The sequence below is a fragment of the Bradyrhizobium sp. JR4.3 genome (assembly GCF_040547695.1).
Taxonomy (GTDB): Bacteria; Pseudomonadota; Alphaproteobacteria; order Rhizobiales; family Xanthobacteraceae; genus Bradyrhizobium; species Bradyrhizobium canariense.
Genome location: NZ_JBEPQF010000010.1, coordinates 107,713 through 123,558 on the forward strand (window position 1 = coordinate 107,713; position 15,846 = coordinate 123,558).

The window sequence follows — 15,846 nt, forward strand, 5'->3', positions numbered from 1 at the left end:
GCCGACGCAAACAACGACAAGGGAGAGTGACGATGAAGCGATGGATAGGAGCTGTCTCGGCGGCGCTGATGGTGTTCGCGGCCATGCCGGCGCAAGCGGCCGACAAGGTCGTGCTGATGCTGAACTGGTACGTCTATGGCGAGCACGCACCGTTCTATTACGGCAAGGCCAAGGGCATCTACGCCGCCGAAGGCATCGACCTCGAGATCCAGGAAGGCCGCGGCTCGGCCGCGACCACGCAGGCGGTGGCCGCCAAGACCGCCGATTTCGGCTATGTCGACGTGCCCACCATGATGCGCGCCGCGATCAAGGGTGCGCCAGTGGTTGCGACCGGCGTGCTGCTCCAGACCAGCCCGATGTCCGCGATGGGCTTCGTCGACAAGAACATCAGGAAGCCCGAGGATATCAAGGGCAAGACGGTCGCGATCACGCCGGCCGATTCCATGACCCAGATCTGGCCGCTGTTCCTGAAGAAGACCGGCCTCAAGGAAAGCGACTTCCAGACGGTGGCGGGCGATGGCCAGACCAAGCTCAACGCCGTCATCAACGGCCAGGCCGATCTCTTGCTCGGCTACGTCATGGACCAGTCGATGAAGATCAAGGACGCCACCGGCAAGGACGTCTATCCGATCAAGTTCGCCGACTACGGCATCAACATGGTCTCGTCGGGCATCATCGCCAACACTGATTATGTGAAGGCCAATGCCGACCTCGTCCGCCGCTTCATGTCGGCGACGACCAAGGCGGTCGAAGCCGCCGAGAAGGAGCCGAAGGCCGCGGCGCAATCGATCCTCGATGCCAACCCCAAGGGCGGCAAGATCGACACGCTGACGCAGGGCTTTGAGCTGACCATTCCGCTGTACCGGACGCCTGAGACCAAGAGCAAGCGCCCGTTCCAGGTCGCCGACCAGAACATGACGGATTCGGTCAATCTGATGGTCGAATATGGCGGGCTCGATGCCAAGGCCAAGGAGAACCCGAAGGCGTTCTACACCAACGACTATCTGCCGAAGAGCGGTTCGTGAAACCTGCGACGAACATGAGTGAAACCCTGCAACCGGCCGCGCATCTGAGACTGGTGAGCGACCGGGCTGCCGGCGATGCGTCGGGCATCAAGCTTTCAGGCGTGTCGAAGACCTACCGGACGCGCGACGGCGATGTGCCGTCGTTGCGGCCGCTCGACTTCCATATCAATGACGGCGAGTTCTTCGTCGTGGTCGGCCCATCCGGCTGCGGCAAGTCCACGCTGCTCAAGCTGATCTCGGGACTGCTGCCGCCGACCACGGGCGAGATCCTGGTCGAGGGCGAGAAGGTGACGGCGCCGCACGGCAATGTCGGCATCGTGTTCCAGAACGCGCTGCTGCTGCCGTGGCGCAACATCCTGTCCAACGTCATGCTGCCGATCGACATGAAGCGGCTGCCGCGCCAGACATATCTCGACCGCGCCAAGGCGCTGTTGAAGCTGGTTGGGCTCGAAGGCTTCGAGAAGAAGCTGCCCTGGCAGCTCTCCGGCGGCATGCAGCAGCGCGCCTCGATCTGCCGCGCCCTGGTGCATGATCCCAGGATCATGCTGATGGACGAGCCGTTCGGCGCGCTCGATGCGCTGACGCGCGAGCGCATGAATGTCGAGCTGATGCGGATCCAGCGCGAGACCAGGAAGACGGTGCTGTTGATCACGCACTCGATCCCCGAGGCCGTGTTCCTCGCCGATCGCGTGCTGGTGATGACCGAGCGGCCCGGCGCGATCGCCGCGATCTACGACGTGCCGCTGCCGCGGCCCCGTTCGCTGGACGTGATGGCCGATCCTGTTTTCACCGAACTGGTGCAGCGGATCCGCAAGCATTTCTTCTCGCAAGGGACGTTGGATTAGGACGGATGGGATTTCCCGTGGCCTCTGCTGCGCGAACGGTGCGCTCCCTCCCCCGCCTGCGGGGGAGGGCTGGGGAGAGGGTGTCTCAACAACGGGACACTCCCCCAGAGGAGAAAGCCCTCACCCGGCACTTCGTGCCGACCTCTCCCGCAAGCGGGAGAGGCGAGTCGCCCGCGGCTGTACCGCTCGCACCAAATTCACCTCATTTCGTTGCGACACCATGTCACCACGCCTGAAGCTGCGAGACATCGCCTTCTTCGAACGTCCCGTGCAGTTCGCGCGGCCGTTCCGCTTTGGCGCGATCACGATCAACGCGACTCCGCAGCTGTTCGTGCGGGTCGGGATCGAGGTCGAGGGCAGGGGAAGTGCTGTCGGTGCGAGTGCCGAGCTGCTGGTGCCAAAATGGTTCGACAAGCGGCCGGAGCTTTCGCCGGCCCAGACCGTCGATGACTTGCGCCGCTCGCTGGAGATCGCGCGGGGGCTTTATCTCGCGCGAACCGGATTTTTGACGGCATTCGATCTGCATGCATCGTGCATCGGTGCCCAGGTCGCGACCTGTGCGAAAAAGAACATTCCGGCGCTTGCCGCGGCTTGCGGACCCGCCGAAATCGACAAAGCGATCCTCGATGCGCTGCTCCGCGCTGCCGAGACCAATTTCTTCGACGGCATGGCCGGCAATGTCGCCGGCATCGACGCGCGGCTTTCGCCCGACCTGAAGGAAACGGATATCACGGCCTTTCTATCCGGCCGGAAGCCGCTGGCGCGCGTTGCCATCAGGCATACCGTCGGTCTCGACGACACCGTTGAAGGCGAGGGCGGAGTTGCAGATCCCCACGAGAACTCCGGTGCAAGATACTTCAAGCTGAAGCTGTCGGGGGACCCCGTCGCCGACGCGGCGCGGCTGACGCGCATTGGCAAGGAGCTCGATGCGCTGGAGCGTGACTACAAAGTTACGCTCGATGCCAACGAGCAATATGCCGATCTCGCGGCGTTGCATGCGCTGATCGACCGGCTCGACCATGATCCTGCGCTGCGATCGATTTTATCCAGGCTGCTCTATCTCGAGCAGCCGATGCCGCGCGATGTCACGAGGCAGTCGCCGCTCGGCTCGCTCGCGGCGCGCGGCTTCATCATCGATGAAGCCGACGATTCCTACGGCGCGTTTCCTGCGGCGCGGGCGCTTGGCTATCACGGCATCTCCTCGAAGTCCTGCAAAGGGCTTTACAAATCCATCGTCAACGCGACGCGCGCGGCGAAATGGAGCGCGGCCGGCGAAAGATTCTTCGTGACCGGCGAGGACCTCACCTGCCAGGCGGGCCTCGCCGTGCAGCAGGACCTCGCGCTCGGCGCCTTCATCGGCATCACCCATGCCGAACGTAACGGCCATCATTACGTCGATGGCTTCGGTGATACGCCCGCCGCGGAGGCCCAGGCTTTCGCCGTCGCGCATCCCGATCTCTACGCGGATGCCGGGCAGGGCATCCGCCTCTCCATTCACAACGGCGATCTCCTCACGGGATCGCTCAATGCAACGGGCTTTGCGACGTCGGTTCATCCGGACTGGTCGGCGCTACGCCCGCTCGAACAGCCAAAATCTCTGCAGGAGCAATCGGCATGACCACACAACGCCTCGGCCTCATCATGAACGGCGTCACCGGCCGCATGGGACTCAACCAGCATCTGATCCGCTCGATCGTCGCGATCCGCGAGCAGGGCGGCGTCCGCTTGAAGAACGGCGACCGCGTGATGCCCGACCCGATCCTGGTCGGCCGCAGCGCCGAGAAGGTCGAGGGGCTCGCCAAGCGCTACAACATCGCGCGCTGGACCACCGATCTCGACGCCGCCCTCGCCGACAAGAATGACACCATGTTCTTCGATGCCGCGACCACACAGGCGCGGCCGGGGCTTCTGACCCAGGCCATCAATGCCGGCAAGCACGTCTATTGCGAGAAGCCGATCGCGACCAATTTCGAGGAGGCGCTCGAGGTCGTCAAGCTCGCCAATTCCAAGGGCGTCAAGCACGGTACGGTGCAGGACAAGCTGTTCCTGCCCGGCCTGAAGAAGATCGCCTTCCTGCGCGACTCCGGCTTCTTCGGCCGCATCCTCTCGGTGCGCGGCGAGTTCGGCTATTGGGTGTTCGAAGGCGGCTGGCAGGAGGCGCAGCGGCCGTCATGGAATTACCGCGACGAGGACGGCGGCGGCATCATCCTCGACATGGTCTGTCACTGGCGCTACGTGCTCGACAATCTCTTTGGCGAAGTCGAGAGCGTGAGCTGCATCGGCAACACCGACATCCCCGAGCGTTTCGACGAGCAGGGCAAGAAGTACAAGGCGACCGCCGACGACTCCGCTTATGCCACGTTCCAGCTCAAGGGCGGCGCCATCGCCCACATCAACATGTCCTGGGTGACGCGCGTCTATCGCGATGATCTCGTCACCTTCCAGGTCGACGGCACGCTCGGCTCGGCCGTCGCCGGCCTTTCCGACTGCATGATCCAGGCGCGGCAGGCGACGCCCCGACCGGTGTGGAATCCCGACGAGAAGCGGCTGCACGATTTCTACAGCGACTGGCAGAAGCTGCCTGACAACGTCACCTACGACAACGGCTTCAAAGAGCAGTGGGAAATGTTCATCCGCCATGTCTACGAGGATGCGCCCTACAAGTTCACGCTGCTCGAAGGCGTCAAGGGCGTGCAGCTCGCCGAATGCGCGCTGAAGAGCTGGAAGGAGCGGCGATGGATCGACGTCGCCCCGATCAAGGTCTGAGGTCTATCGGATAATCATCGATGTTGTTGAGCCGTCATTGCGAGCGAAGCGAAGCAATCCAGGAACCCTCCGCGGACACAGTCTGGATTGCTTCGTCGCTTCGCTCCTCGCAATGACGGGGAGAGGTCTGAAATCATGAACAAGCCCGTCCAGCCGATGTTGTCGTTGTCGCTCAAACTGCCGAAGGTCGATCGCTCGATCGAGACTTACCGGCTCGCGGCCTCGCGAACGTTTCCCGCAAAGCTCGAGGGTCCGCTCAACCGCATCGCGTTCTCGGCCGTGCATACCGTGACCGATCCCTTCGCCGACAACGACCCATGGCTCTCCGCTGCCGTCGACTGGGACAAGACCATCGCCTTTCGCGAGCACATCTGGGATCTCGGTCTCGGCGTGGCGGAAGCCATGGATACCGCGCAGCGCGGCATGGGGCTGGACTGGCCGACCTCGCTGGAGCTGATCACGCGCTCGGTGTCCGCCGCCAAGCGCCGCAACGCGCTGGTGTTTTCCGGAGCGGGCACGGACCATCTCGCGGTCGAGGACGCCAAGAATCTCGACGACGTGATCCGCGCCTATGAGGAGCAGATATCGGCCGTCGAGAAGGTCGGCGGCCGCATCATTTTGATGGCATCGCGCGCCCTGGCGAAACTTGGTCGCAACGCCGACGACTACGCCAAGGTCTATGATCGTGTGCTGTCGCAGGTCCGCGAGCCCGTGATCATCCACTGGCTCGGCGACATGTTCGATCCGGCGCTGACGGGATATTGGGGCACCAACGATCTCGACAAGGCGATGGATATTGCGGTCGCCATCATCAACGGCAACGCCGCCAAGGTCGATGGTGTCAAGGTTTCGCTGCTCGACAAGCAGCGCGAGATCGACATGCGCCGTCGTCTCGACAAGCGCATCAAGATGTACACCGGCGACGATTTCAATTATGCGGAGCTGATCGCCGGAGACGGGCAGGGCTTCTCGCACGCGCTGCTCGGCATTTTTGATGCGATCGCGCCGGCGGCGTCTTACGCCTTGTCGCGGCTGGCTGCTGGTGATGAGGCAGGCTTCCACGACGTGCTGGGTCCGACCGTGCCGCTGTCGCGGCACATCTTCAGGGCGCCGACCCGGTTCTACAAGACCGGTGTCGTCTTCATGGCCTATCTCAACGGCCACCAGGACCACTTCACCATGGTGGGCGGGCAGGAGAGCACGCGCTCGACGCTGCATCTGGCCGAGCTGTTCCGGCTGGCCGACAAGGCCGGGCTGCTCGCCGATCCGGAGTTGGCAACGCGGCGGATGAAGGCGGTGCTCTCAACGCGCGGAATCGAATCCTGATGCGTGATTTTTCGTCTGACCATCGCTGGCTGTCGCTCAACACGGCGACGATCCGCAAACAGGGTGACCTCGTCGAGATTATCGATGCCTGTGCCAAGAACGGCATCCGCGCCATCGACCCCTGGCGCGACCAGGTCGCTTCCGTCGGCCTCGATCGTGCCGCGCGAGCGGTGCGCGAGGCCGGCCTCGAGCTATCAGGGTATTGCCGTGGTGGCATGTTCACGTCGGACGCATCGCGCCGGGGCGTGGTGCGCGACGACAACCGGCGCTGCGTCGACGAAGCCAAGGCGCTGGGAGCCCCCTGCATCGTTCTCGTCGTTGGTGGCCTGCCGCAATATTCGCGGCCGGGCAGCGGGGCATCGAAGGACATCGCCGGCGCGCGGACGCAGGTCGAGGATGCCTTGGCCGAGATGCTCGACTATGCGAGGCAGGCAAGACTTCCGCTGGCAATCGAACCGCTGCATCCGGCCTATGCGGCCGATCGCGCCTGCGTCAATACGACGAAGCAGGCGCTCGACATCTGCGACCGGCTCGATCCTAGTCGCAGCGGCATGCTCGGCGTCGCACTCGACGTCTATCACATCTGGTGGGATCCGGAGCTGATGGGCCAGATCGCGCGCGCGGGCCGGGATCGCCTGCTTGCCTTCCATGTCTGCGACTGGCTGGTGCCGACCAGGGACATTCTCAACGACCGCGGGATGATGGGCGACGGCGTGATCGACATCAAATCGGTGCGCGAAGCGGTCGAAGCGCAGGGCTTTTCCGGCTATTCGGAGATCGAAATCTTCTCCAACGACTGGTGGAGTAAATCCATCGATGAGGTGCTGCAAACCTGCATCGCGCGGCACAAGACGGTGGTTTAGCTTTAACGAACGCTGGTCTCACGGGCTTGCTACCTGCTGCAGCCTGTTGAAGCGCGCCTTCTGCTCGGTGCTCCGCACAAACTCCTGCAGAGCAGCGAACTAGTTGGGAGTAGTACCAACGAGAGGTGGACAGCCTTCAGCTTTCAGGCAGAATATCACCACCCCGATGCCGCAGCCGCGCCACAGTCTGCGCCAGATCGGATGAGGTAATTGGTGGCATCAACGATCGGCAGGCACGGCGGATGTACCCTGCCTGACGATCTTGAATGGCCCCGACGTGCAATCGTCGGGGCCATTGTGCGTGGCAAGGCTGGCCACTTTTGCCAAAGGCCTCGGCGTGGTCGGACGCGGCTGATTTTATTGCGGTTGTAAGGAAAGACCGCACGAACGCGGTCTTGCAGTCCAATGGGCCGGGACCAAATAGTTTTGGGATCAAAATTTTTGTCCGGTCCGGTCTGGTCACGAGCTAACCACATCCAGGAAGGGCCGCTCACTATTAAAATTTCAGTCCTAAATAATTTCAGTCCTAAATGGAACGCGCCGGCGACCTATCGTCCGATGCGCGCTTTGCTGATGTGTGCCTAGAGCGCAGACCGAAGGGCTGTCATTCTTCGCAGCCCTTGTTGCTGCCCCGCATCGTTCGCCTTGCTATTCGGTGAAAAGTCAAACGATTGCGCTATCATCGATGACCGTCAAACACCGGGATGTCACTCGTCAATTCAATCTGCGAAGCTGTGACAACCCAAATGCGCTTGTAAGCAAACAAGCGTGAAGGGAGGGTTCGCAATGGAGAAGGTGCGACGCTTGCGTGCGATAAGTTCGCTGTGCCGGCAACAGGCCGCGTACAACAGCATAAATGGAAGCTGCTCGCAGAAGCAGAATACTGGGATCACCTGGCCCATCTTGAGCTGTCTTCCTACTTCCAACAATGCAACGCCATTAGCTCGAATGAGATAGAGCGGCCTCGATCAATCACAAACACGAATGACGCTGGACCGAAGGCGATTTCGGCCACGTGAGGACGGAGCAAGGCTGTCGTTTGCATTCCGCCACCGCACGTCTCACAGAGAGAAGTGGCCTGGACACGCATGTTCTCGTCGAGCTGTGAAGCAGGGCAGGGCGATTGCGGTCACACCACGTCGTTCGGCTGCTGCGCAAATGGCCACGAGAGAATGCCGAGAGAACGCGACCTCGTCCTCACGGGCTTGCGACCTGTTCCAGCGCGTTGAAGCGTGCCTTCTGCTCGCTGCTCAGCGTGGCATAGAACTCCTCAAGAGTCGGTTCGACCAGCTTGGCGGCCGTCAGCATGGCTTCGAGCCGGTGCTGCATCGCTTCCAGCCGTCCGACCGGCGTCAGCGGTACATCGTTCGGGCAGGCCGCCTGCAGGTGATCGACGCCCTTGGCCGTCGCTTCGCTGAGGCGGTCGAGCGCTTCCTTCTGCTTGCCTGCGGGGTGCAGCACTGCCTCGATCCTTTGGATCGGTAACTGGGTCAAGCCGGACTTCGGATCGCCGCAGCCGTCGGCAGTGGTTTGGGCACTGGCTTGCTGCGGCAGGGAGCGCTCGCCGACATTGGGGCCGAGCGCGTTGAAGCGCGCCTGCTGCTCGTCACTGAGTGAGTTGTAAAAATTCTCCAGTGCCGGCCGCACGATCTTGACGGCTTCCAGCGTCGCGCTGATGCGGTTCATCATTGCGCGCAGGCGGCCGGGTGGAGTCAGTGCATACGTCTCTGCGCAGGAATCCTTGAACACACCGGCAGCGTTGGCCGCCGCGGTCTTCAGCTCGTCGAGCAGCGTGCGTTGCTCCGGTGTCGGCCGTACCGCCCGCGCGATATCGGCAAGCGGCCAGGCGGTGACGCCCTTGTCCGGTGTGCCGCACAATTGCCGCAGCGTCTGGGGGCTCACGCTGGCGCCTCGAGGAGCGCGGGAGCCTCCGCCGGCTTGCGGATAGTCATACGGGTTGGTGCTGGCATAGGCGGAATAGGGGCTGTCACCACCCCAGAACACGGTGTCGACGAAGTCGTCATACGCGTACGCCCAATAGCCGGGCTCGTAGGCATAGGACCAGAAGGTGTAGTCAAAAATGTCGGAATAGGCGTAGGGCCAGAACACCGGCCCAAGCCATGCCACGAAGGCCGCGGGATGGCGGTGGCGCCAGGCCTGCCGGGGCGCCCAGCCGCTCTGGCGGGTGATGAGAGCCGCCTGGGTTTGCGAAGTGGCCTGCTCGCGGAAACGCTCGGCAAATCGCCCGCGCCCGGCGGCTGGCCCTGCGGCAGCCGCTGCAGCAGTTGCCGCGGGAGCCTGTCCCAGCCGCTGCTGGCGCGCCAGATCGGTTTGCTGCACACGCTGCTCACGCTGGAGCAAGCGGTTTTGCGTCTGGAGCATTCGTTGTTGCTGGCGTTGCGCCCGCGCACCTTCAGGCTTTTGCGACTGCAATTGCTGCACGCGCTGCTGCAGCCGATCGATTCGGGTCTGGCGCTCCGCGGTCTGGCGCGACAGCACCTCGCGCTGCCGCTGCTGCACCACCTGCTGGCGCTGCTGGATCTGCAGGTGATGCTGTTGCGCGCGTTGATCGATCTGCTCCCGTCGCGACAGCCGCTCGCGCGCGGCTGGCGGTCCGCTGGGGCGCAAGGGGGCGGCGATGTGCGGCGTCGGCCGCGGCCCCATGGCCGGACGTTGCGGTGCAGGCGGCGCCCGATGGAATTCAGGTCGCGGCGCCGCCACGTGCGGGGCAGTCCGCGGCGGTGCAGCGAAGTGGGGGGCCGGACGCTGGGGCGGTGAGGCGAGGTGCGGCGCCATGGCCGGTCGCTGCGGCATGGAAGGTGGATGGAATGCGGGGGCGGCGGGTCGCACCATGGCCGGCGGCGCCGGCGGACGGGCCATGGCAGGCGGTGCGGCTGGCCGAACTGCCGGCGCTGCGGCCGGCCCGGGTGGTCCACCCCTTCCGTGTCCCTGAGCGGACGCGCTGACGCTCGCCGCCAGCATCGAGGCACCAACCAAAAAGGCCGTCAGGCAAACGCCATGCGGAAGCATGCTCGTCGCTCCCAGCTCGATATCGCCCACAATTCTCAACGCACAGGTGGCGGAATCGTTCGTCGTTGGTCGCAGCCGGCAATTGCGATCTTCCGATGCAGGCAGGCTCTAGGAGAAATCCTGCGTCAGGATCGTCGCGAACTGCTCCAGTGCCCCGTCGACCTGAGCGCTGGTGATCACCAGCGGCGGGGCGATGCGGATGGTGTGCTCATGGGTGTCCTTGGCGAGGATGCCCTTGCCCTGGAGCGCCTCGCAGTAGCGGCGCGCGCGGCCGGCTTCGGGATGCAGCTCGACCGCCAGCATCAGGCCGCGGCCGCGCACGTCGCGGATCGTGTTGGCGCGGATGGCTTTCAAGCCTTCGAGAAAGCGCGCGCCTTGCGTGGCTGCGTTCTCGATCATGCCTTCTTCCACCAGCACGCGCAGTGCCGCGCGCGCGACCGCGCAGGCGAGCGGGTTGCCGCCGAAGGTTGAGCCGTGTTGCCCGGGTCGCAAAGTCCCGAGCACGTCGTTGTTCGAGAGCACAGCCGACACCGGATAGAAGCCGCCGGACAAGGCCTTGCCGAGCAGCGTCACGTCAGCCTCGATGCCTTCGTGCTGTTCGGCAAGCAGCTTGCCGGTGCGGCCGAGCCCGGTCTGGATCTCGTCGAGCACCAGCATGACGTTGTTGGCCGTGCAGAGCTTGCGCACCCCCGTGAAATAGCCGGGTGGAGGAATGATGACACCGGCTTCGCCCTGGATCGGCTCGACCAGAAAGGCGGCGGTGTTTTGCGTGATCGCTTCTTCCAGCGCCGCGGCGTCGCCGAACGGGATAATCTTGAAGCCCGGCGCGAACGGCCCAAAATGGGCGCGGGTCTCGGGCTCGGTTGAAAAACCGACGATGCCCAGCGTGCGCCCGTGGAAATTGTTGGTGCAGACGATGATCTCGGCCTGGCCGTCCGGCACGCCTTTCACCTCGTAGCCCCATTTCCGCACCGACTTGATCGCGCTTTCGACCGCCTCGGCGCCGCTGTTCATCGGCAGCACCTTGTGCGAGCCGGTCAACGCCGCGATCTCTTCGTAGAACGGGGCGAGCTGGTCGTTGTGAAAGGCGCGCGAGGTCAATGTAAGCCGGCTCGCCTGTTCGACCATCGCGGCCAGGATTTTCGGGTGGCAGTGGCCCTGGTTGAGAGCCGAATAAGCCGAGAGGCAATCGAGATAACGGTTGCCCTCGGTATCCCACACCCAGACACCTTCGCCGCGCGACAGGACGACCCCGATCGGCTCGTAGTTGCGAGCGCCAAAGCGTGCTTCGGTTGCGAGGAAATCGATGACCGAGGAGCTCATCTTCGTCACTCCATTGCTGCTTCGGCATTGGCCGTTGGCGAGGCGCGCGCTCCCGTCGATTTGCCTCCCCTTGTCAAATGGTTATGCGGATCCATAAGGCAATCTTCCGCCGACAGCCCTCTACTGTGCATGGGGTTGTTTTCGATATCTTTGTTTCCGGCCTCAGTCGATCGCGCACGGCACGCTCAAAAAGCCGCGGAACCGCACCCGTCCACCCCTGACCGGCTGTCCGCTCACGGCATAGTTCGGGAAGCGCGCCAAGAAGCGTGAGACCGCGATGGCGCCTTCCAGCCGCGCCAGCGCCATGCCGGCGCATTGATGCGCACCGGTGGCGAAGGCGAGATGCCGGTTCGGAGTGCGCGCGATGTCGAATCTCTCGGGGTCGGGAAACTGCGCCGGATCGCGGTTGGCAGCTCCGATGCACAGCGTGATCGACGTGCCGGCATCGAGCATGACGCCGCCGAGCTCGACCCGCTCCGTGGTCATGCGGTTGCCGAGCTGGTTCGAGCTCTCGTAGCGCAGCGTCTCTTCGACCGCAGTTTTGATGAGGTCGGGGTGGTCGATCAGCCGCCGCTTCTGATCCGGATTGCGGTCGAGCGCCACGAGGCCGTTGCCGATCAAATTGGTGGTGGTCTCGTGGCCGGCATTGAGCAGGAAGATGCAGTTGTGCAGCAGCTCCTTCTCGGTCAGCCGCTCGCCGTTGTCTTCACCCTGTATCAGGCGCGTCAGCACGTCGCGCTCGGGATTGCCGGGCCTTTCGCGCCGGCGCGCGACCAGCGTTCGGAGGTAGCCGAGGAAATCCGTCACCGCGTTGTTGCCGCGGGCAGCGACTTTAGGTGACACCACTGGTTCGAGGGCACCGAGGATTGCCAGCGACCAGTCGCGCAGCGGCGCGCGCTCGTCATGGGGCACGTCGAGCAGATTGCCGATCACCTCGATGGGGATCGAGGCGGCGAAGTCCTCGATCAGCTCGCAGCTGCCCTTGGTGGCGATGGCATCGAGCAGACCGTCGACCAGCTTGATGATATCAGGCTCCATCCCGGCGATTGCGCGCGGCGACAGCGCGCCCATGATCAGGCGCCGCACGCGGGTATGCGCCGGCGGATCGTTGAAGACGAGGCTCGTGGTGTGATGCTCGTAGAGCGGGGTGTCGCCGTATTTCGGCGCAAACTCGCGCTTCTTGTCCGAGTTGAACGATTTTGTGTTCTTGTAGGTCGTGACGAGATCGTCATAGCGGGTCAGGAACACGGTGCCGTTGCGCAGGCGCTTGACCGGCTCGTTCTCCCGCAGTGCACGATAGGTCGGGTAGGGATTGTCGTAGAATTCCGGCGTCAGCTTCTCCAGATCGAAACTGGCCGCCAGTTCGTTCGCACTTGCGTTCATGCCGCCATACTTGCCGGTTGAGTCCGATATGCTGTATTCGCTCTTTTGAGCGGCTCGGTTCACCGTCTACAGTCGAGCTGCGATTTGCAAGCCGACCGGACAGGAAAATGCACGCCCGCGGTGACGCTGCCGACACGGCCGCCGACTCCAGCACTCAGTGGACCGACGATATCTTCGCGACCCTGCAACGCTTCGACGTCCGGCAGGTGCCCTACGTGCCCGACGCCGGCCATTCGAGGCTGATCCAGCGCGTGCTGGGCTCGTCCACGATGCGCGGCATTCCGCTGACGACGGAGGAGGAGGGCGTGGCGCTTCTGGCCGGCGCCTGGACTGGCGGACAGCGCGGCGCGCTGTTGATGCAGTCGAGCGGCGTCGGCAATTGCATCAACATGCTGTCGCTGATCCCGATCCTGCGCTTTCCCTTCCTCACCCTGGTGACCATGCGTAGCGAGTGGGGCGAGTTCAATCCGTGGCAGGTGCCGATGGGATCGACCACGCAGGGCGTGTTCGAGCTCTCGGGTGTCAAGGTGCTGCGGGCTTCGACCGCAGCCGAGGTGCCGGCCGTGCTCGAGGCGGCGGCCGCGCAGGCCTATAACGCCCTCACGCCCACTGCCGTCCTGCTGTCGCAGCGCCTGATCGGCGCCAAGGTTTTCACCAAATGAGCAAGGCCAATCTCCTCGACCGCCGTCAGGTGGTGTCCACGCTTCTCGCGGACCGCAAGGATGTGGTTGCGATCGGCGGCCTCGGAGCCTCCACCAACGACATGTGCGCGGCCGGCGACCATGCCCGGAATTTCTACCTCTGGGGCGGCATGGGCGGGGCGGCGATGATCGGGTTGGGCCTCGCTCTGGCGCAGCCAAAGTTGCCGGTGCTGGTCATCACAGGCGACGGCGAGATGCTGATGGGCATGGGCAGCCTTGCCACCATCGGCCTCCAGAAGCCGTCCAACCTCTCGATCGCGGTGCTCGACAATGAAGCCTATGGCGAGACCGGCGGTCAGACCAGCCACACCGCCGCGGCCGCCGACCTCGTCGGCGTCGCCAAGGCCTGCGGCATCGGGGATAGCCGGTCCGTGACGACCATGGTCGGGGTCGAGGCCTTCGCCAAAGCCGTCCACGACGTCTCCGCCGGGCCGCGCTTTGCCAACGTGAAGATCGACAGCGCCAATCTGGAGCGGATTTTGCCGAGCCGGGATGGGACTTACATTCTCAACCGGATTCGCGGCGACCTCGGTTTCCAGCCAATCTAGGCGCTCCCGTCCTGCACGGGGACCGTGTGGGCGAGGTCAATTTCCACTGGAATTACAACGCACTCAGGTTGCGATGCAGCATAGTGCTTGACTTTTGCGTGGGTGAGTGCTTACTCACTAGCATGAGCTCATTGCGTATGACGAGCGACCTGAGGCGTCAATTGATCCTCGGCGCCGCAAAGCGTTGCTTTGCCCGACACGGCTATACCGGCACCACGACCAAGAGCGTGGCGGCCGCCGCTGCCATTTCCGAGGCGCTGCTGTTCAAGCATTTCCCGTCCAAGGCCGCGCTTTACGCCGAAATCCTCAGCGACGAATGCGAGGCGGACCCGGCGCTCATGGAGCTGCTCGAACGTGAGCCGTCGACGGCCACGTTGGTCGAAGTGATCCGCGGCATGGTCGGGCATTTCATGCACATCGCCGACGGGCCCGACCAGGAAGAAGCCCAGCGCCTGCGATTGATGGCCACGAGTCATTTGGATGATGGCGAATTCGCTCGTTTGCTATATGCCAAGATCGAGACGCTGATCGGGGCGGCCTTCGTCGCCTCGCTCAAACGTGCGGTTGCCGCGAGGGACGCGCGGCCATACAACGGCGAACCGCTCAACCTGTTCTGGTTTGCACATCACACCGTGATGACGGCTGCGCTGACCAGGCTGCCGGCCACGCCGTGTCTCGCTTACGGCAAGGCGAACGACCTCGAGCGGCAGCTGTGTGAGTTTCTCCTGAGGGGTATCGGACTTAACGACGCCGCAATTGTTTCGCATTTGGGCCGCGATCAGGCCGGTTGTGTGGGCAAGACGGCGATTGCAGAGAGTGCATGACATGAACATCGTCACCGAACACAAGATTTCGGGCGAACCGATCGACAACAAGGCTCCCAAGCGTCCGGTCCGGCCGGTGCTCTGGTTCATCATCGTCGGCGCGCTTCTGGCGGTGCTCGTCGGTGGCCTCGTCTGGTTCAATTATTTCCGCGGCCAGATGATCAAGCAGTTCTTCGCCAACAACAAGCCGCCGCCGGTCGCGGTCAGCGCCGCCGAGGCGAAGTCCGAGGTGGTGCCGAACCTGCTGACCGCGGTCGGCGGGTTGTCCGCCGTGCACCAGGTCGACGTCAGCGCCGACGTCAACGGCCGCGTCACCGAGATCAAGTTCGAGCCAGGCACGCATGTCGAGGCCGGCACGCCGCTGGTGCAGATGTTCGACGCGCCGGAGCAGGGCGACCTCGCCAACTACAAGGCGCAGTCCACCGTCGCGCAGCTGTCGCTCGACCGCGCCAAGCAACTGGCGTCGCGCCAGTTCGGCCCGCAGGCAACCGTCGACACCGCGCAGGCCGCGTACGATCAGGCGCTGGCGGGTATCGCCAAGACCGAAGCGTTGATCTCGCAGAAGCTGGTCCGCGCGCCGTTCGCCGGCGATCTCGGCGTCCGCAAGGTCGAAGTCGGCCAGTATCTGACAGCCGGCACGGCCATCGTTTCGCTGACGGATCTGTCGGAGCTGTGGGCCAACTTCACGGTGACGGAAAAGGACTCGGGCAATCTCAAGGTCAGTCAGCCGGTTCGGCTGAAGGTCGACGCCTATCCGGGCCGCACCTTCGACGCCAAGATCACCACGATCGAACCGCAGATCTCGGCCGACACCCGCAACATCCGCGTGCAGGCAACCATCTCCAATCCGGAAAAGATCCTGAAGCCCGGCATGTTCGTGACCACCACGGTGGTGCTGCCGGACAAGCCGGCCGTGGTCACCGTGCCGGAGACGGCGGTCGACTACACGCTGTACGGCGACTCGGTGTTCGTGATCACCGAGAAGAAGGAAGCCGACGGCAAGACCAGCCTGAGCGCGGTGCGCACTTTCGTGCAGACCGGCAGCCGGGTCGAAGGCCGCGTCGAAATCGTCAAAGGCGTGAAGCCGGGCGACAAGGTCGTCGCCGTCGGCCAGCTCAAGCTGCAATCGGGCGCGGCGGTGTCGATTTCGACCGACCCGGCTCCGCAGATCCCGGCGCAGCCACCGCGCTACTGACATCGTACACGTTGCAG

13 protein-coding genes are annotated in these 15,846 nt (G+C 63.9%); 10 read left to right on the forward strand and 3 right to left on the reverse strand.

What is annotated here, in order from left to right:
* Positions 1-32: 32 nt before the first annotated feature.
* The 6 genes from ABIB91_RS18145 (at position 33) to ABIB91_RS18170 (ending at position 6,825) form a co-directional block, all read left to right on the forward strand.
* Positions 33-1,025, forward strand: a complete 993-nt coding sequence (locus ABIB91_RS18145) for an ABC transporter substrate-binding protein (protein ID WP_354163092.1) — start codon at positions 33-35, stop codon at positions 1,023-1,025.
* A 14-nt stretch (positions 1,026-1,039) separates the two neighbouring features.
* Positions 1,040-1,870, forward strand: a complete 831-nt coding sequence (locus ABIB91_RS18150; protein ID WP_502916994.1) for an ABC transporter ATP-binding protein — start codon at positions 1,040-1,042, stop codon at positions 1,868-1,870.
* 220 nt (positions 1,871-2,090) lie between these two features.
* On the forward strand, positions 2,091-3,488 hold the full coding sequence (locus ABIB91_RS18155; protein ID WP_354163086.1) for a beta/alpha barrel domain-containing protein: 1,398 nt from the start codon (positions 2,091-2,093) through the stop codon (positions 3,486-3,488).
* Positions 3,485-4,636: a Gfo/Idh/MocA family protein gene (locus ABIB91_RS18160; protein WP_354127733.1), complete on the forward strand. Its 1,152-nt coding sequence runs from the start codon at positions 3,485-3,487 to the stop codon at positions 4,634-4,636. Before ABIB91_RS18155 ends, ABIB91_RS18160 begins: the two co-directional genes overlap by 4 nt.
* A 135-nt stretch (positions 4,637-4,771) precedes the next feature.
* Positions 4,772-5,962, forward strand: coding sequence for a dihydrodipicolinate synthase family protein (locus ABIB91_RS18165; protein ID WP_354163082.1), 1,191 nt, complete (start codon positions 4,772-4,774; stop codon positions 5,960-5,962).
* Positions 5,962-6,825 (forward strand): sugar phosphate isomerase/epimerase family protein, encoded by an 864-nt coding sequence (locus ABIB91_RS18170; protein ID WP_354163079.1) that lies wholly within the window; start codon positions 5,962-5,964, stop codon positions 6,823-6,825. Before ABIB91_RS18165 ends, ABIB91_RS18170 begins: the two co-directional genes overlap by 1 nt.
* A gap of 1,197 nt (positions 6,826-8,022) precedes the next feature.
* Here the strand turns inward: ABIB91_RS18170 and ABIB91_RS18175 are convergent.
* From ABIB91_RS18175 to ABIB91_RS18185, 3 genes are all read right to left on the reverse strand, one after another.
* Complete coding sequence (locus ABIB91_RS18175) at positions 8,023-9,489, reverse strand: Spy/CpxP family protein refolding chaperone (protein WP_354213057.1); 1,467 nt, start codon at positions 9,487-9,489, stop codon at positions 8,023-8,025.
* Positions 9,490-9,963: 474 nt separating this feature from the next.
* The gene (gene rocD / locus ABIB91_RS18180; RefSeq protein ID WP_354163073.1) at positions 9,964-11,178 is read right to left on the reverse strand and encodes an ornithine--oxo-acid transaminase; all 1,215 of its coding nucleotides are present in this window, start codon (positions 11,176-11,178) and stop codon (positions 9,964-9,966) included.
* 162 nt (positions 11,179-11,340) lie between these two features.
* Complete coding sequence (locus ABIB91_RS18185; RefSeq protein WP_354163070.1) at positions 11,341-12,561, reverse strand: cytochrome P450; 1,221 nt, start codon at positions 12,559-12,561, stop codon at positions 11,341-11,343.
* Between the two features lie 107 nt (positions 12,562-12,668).
* Here ABIB91_RS18185 and ABIB91_RS18190 point away from each other — a divergent pair, with 107 nt between their 5' ends.
* From ABIB91_RS18190 to ABIB91_RS18205, 4 genes are all read left to right on the forward strand, one after another.
* The gene (locus ABIB91_RS18190; RefSeq protein WP_354163067.1) at positions 12,669-13,223 is read left to right on the forward strand and encodes a phosphonopyruvate decarboxylase; all 555 of its coding nucleotides are present in this window, start codon (positions 12,669-12,671) and stop codon (positions 13,221-13,223) included.
* The gene (locus tag ABIB91_RS18195) at positions 13,220-13,810 is read left to right on the forward strand and encodes a thiamine pyrophosphate-dependent enzyme (protein WP_354163064.1); all 591 of its coding nucleotides are present in this window, start codon (positions 13,220-13,222) and stop codon (positions 13,808-13,810) included. Before ABIB91_RS18190 ends, ABIB91_RS18195 begins: the two co-directional genes overlap by 4 nt.
* A gap of 122 nt (positions 13,811-13,932) precedes the next feature.
* A complete protein-coding gene (locus tag ABIB91_RS18200; RefSeq protein ID WP_007593882.1) occupies positions 13,933-14,634 on the forward strand; it encodes a TetR/AcrR family transcriptional regulator in 702 nt (233 codons plus the stop codon).
* A 1-nt stretch (position 14,635) separates the two neighbouring features.
* Positions 14,636-15,829 carry an efflux RND transporter periplasmic adaptor subunit gene (locus ABIB91_RS18205; protein WP_354163061.1) on the forward strand — a complete coding sequence of 398 codons (1,194 nt, stop codon included), beginning with the start codon at positions 14,636-14,638 and terminating at the stop codon, positions 15,827-15,829.
* Positions 15,830-15,846 lie beyond the last annotated feature (17 nt).

Bases quoted from the DNA above. Each gene is read 5' to 3' on its own strand.
- ABIB91_RS18150 (WP_502916994.1), top strand. From the start codon at position 1,040: ATGAGTGAAACCCTGCAACCGGCCGCGCATCTGAGACTGGTGAGCGAC.
- ABIB91_RS18205 (WP_354163061.1), top strand. From the start codon at position 14,636: ATGAACATCGTCACCGAACACAAGATTTCGGGCGAACCGATCGACAAC.
- ABIB91_RS18155 (WP_354163086.1), top strand. From the start codon at position 2,091: ATGTCACCACGCCTGAAGCTGCGAGACATCGCCTTCTTCGAACGTCCC.
- ABIB91_RS18190 (WP_354163067.1), top strand. From the start codon at position 12,669: ATGCACGCCCGCGGTGACGCTGCCGACACGGCCGCCGACTCCAGCACT.
- rocD (WP_354163073.1), bottom strand. From the start codon at position 11,178: ATGAGCTCCTCGGTCATCGATTTCCTCGCAACCGAAGCACGCTTTGGC.
- ABIB91_RS18160 (WP_354127733.1), top strand. From the start codon at position 3,485: ATGACCACACAACGCCTCGGCCTCATCATGAACGGCGTCACCGGCCGC.
- ABIB91_RS18145 (WP_354163092.1), top strand. From the start codon at position 33: ATGAAGCGATGGATAGGAGCTGTCTCGGCGGCGCTGATGGTGTTCGCG.
- ABIB91_RS18165 (WP_354163082.1), top strand. From the start codon at position 4,772: ATGAACAAGCCCGTCCAGCCGATGTTGTCGTTGTCGCTCAAACTGCCG.
- ABIB91_RS18200 (WP_007593882.1), top strand. From the start codon at position 13,933: ATGAGCTCATTGCGTATGACGAGCGACCTGAGGCGTCAATTGATCCTC.
- ABIB91_RS18170 (WP_354163079.1), top strand. From the start codon at position 5,962: ATGCGTGATTTTTCGTCTGACCATCGCTGGCTGTCGCTCAACACGGCG.
- ABIB91_RS18195 (WP_354163064.1), top strand. From the start codon at position 13,220: ATGAGCAAGGCCAATCTCCTCGACCGCCGTCAGGTGGTGTCCACGCTT.
- ABIB91_RS18185 (WP_354163070.1), bottom strand. From the start codon at position 12,561: ATGAACGCAAGTGCGAACGAACTGGCGGCCAGTTTCGATCTGGAGAAG.
- ABIB91_RS18175 (WP_354213057.1), bottom strand. From the start codon at position 9,489: ATGGGGCCGCGGCCGACGCCGCACATCGCCGCCCCCTTGCGCCCCAGC.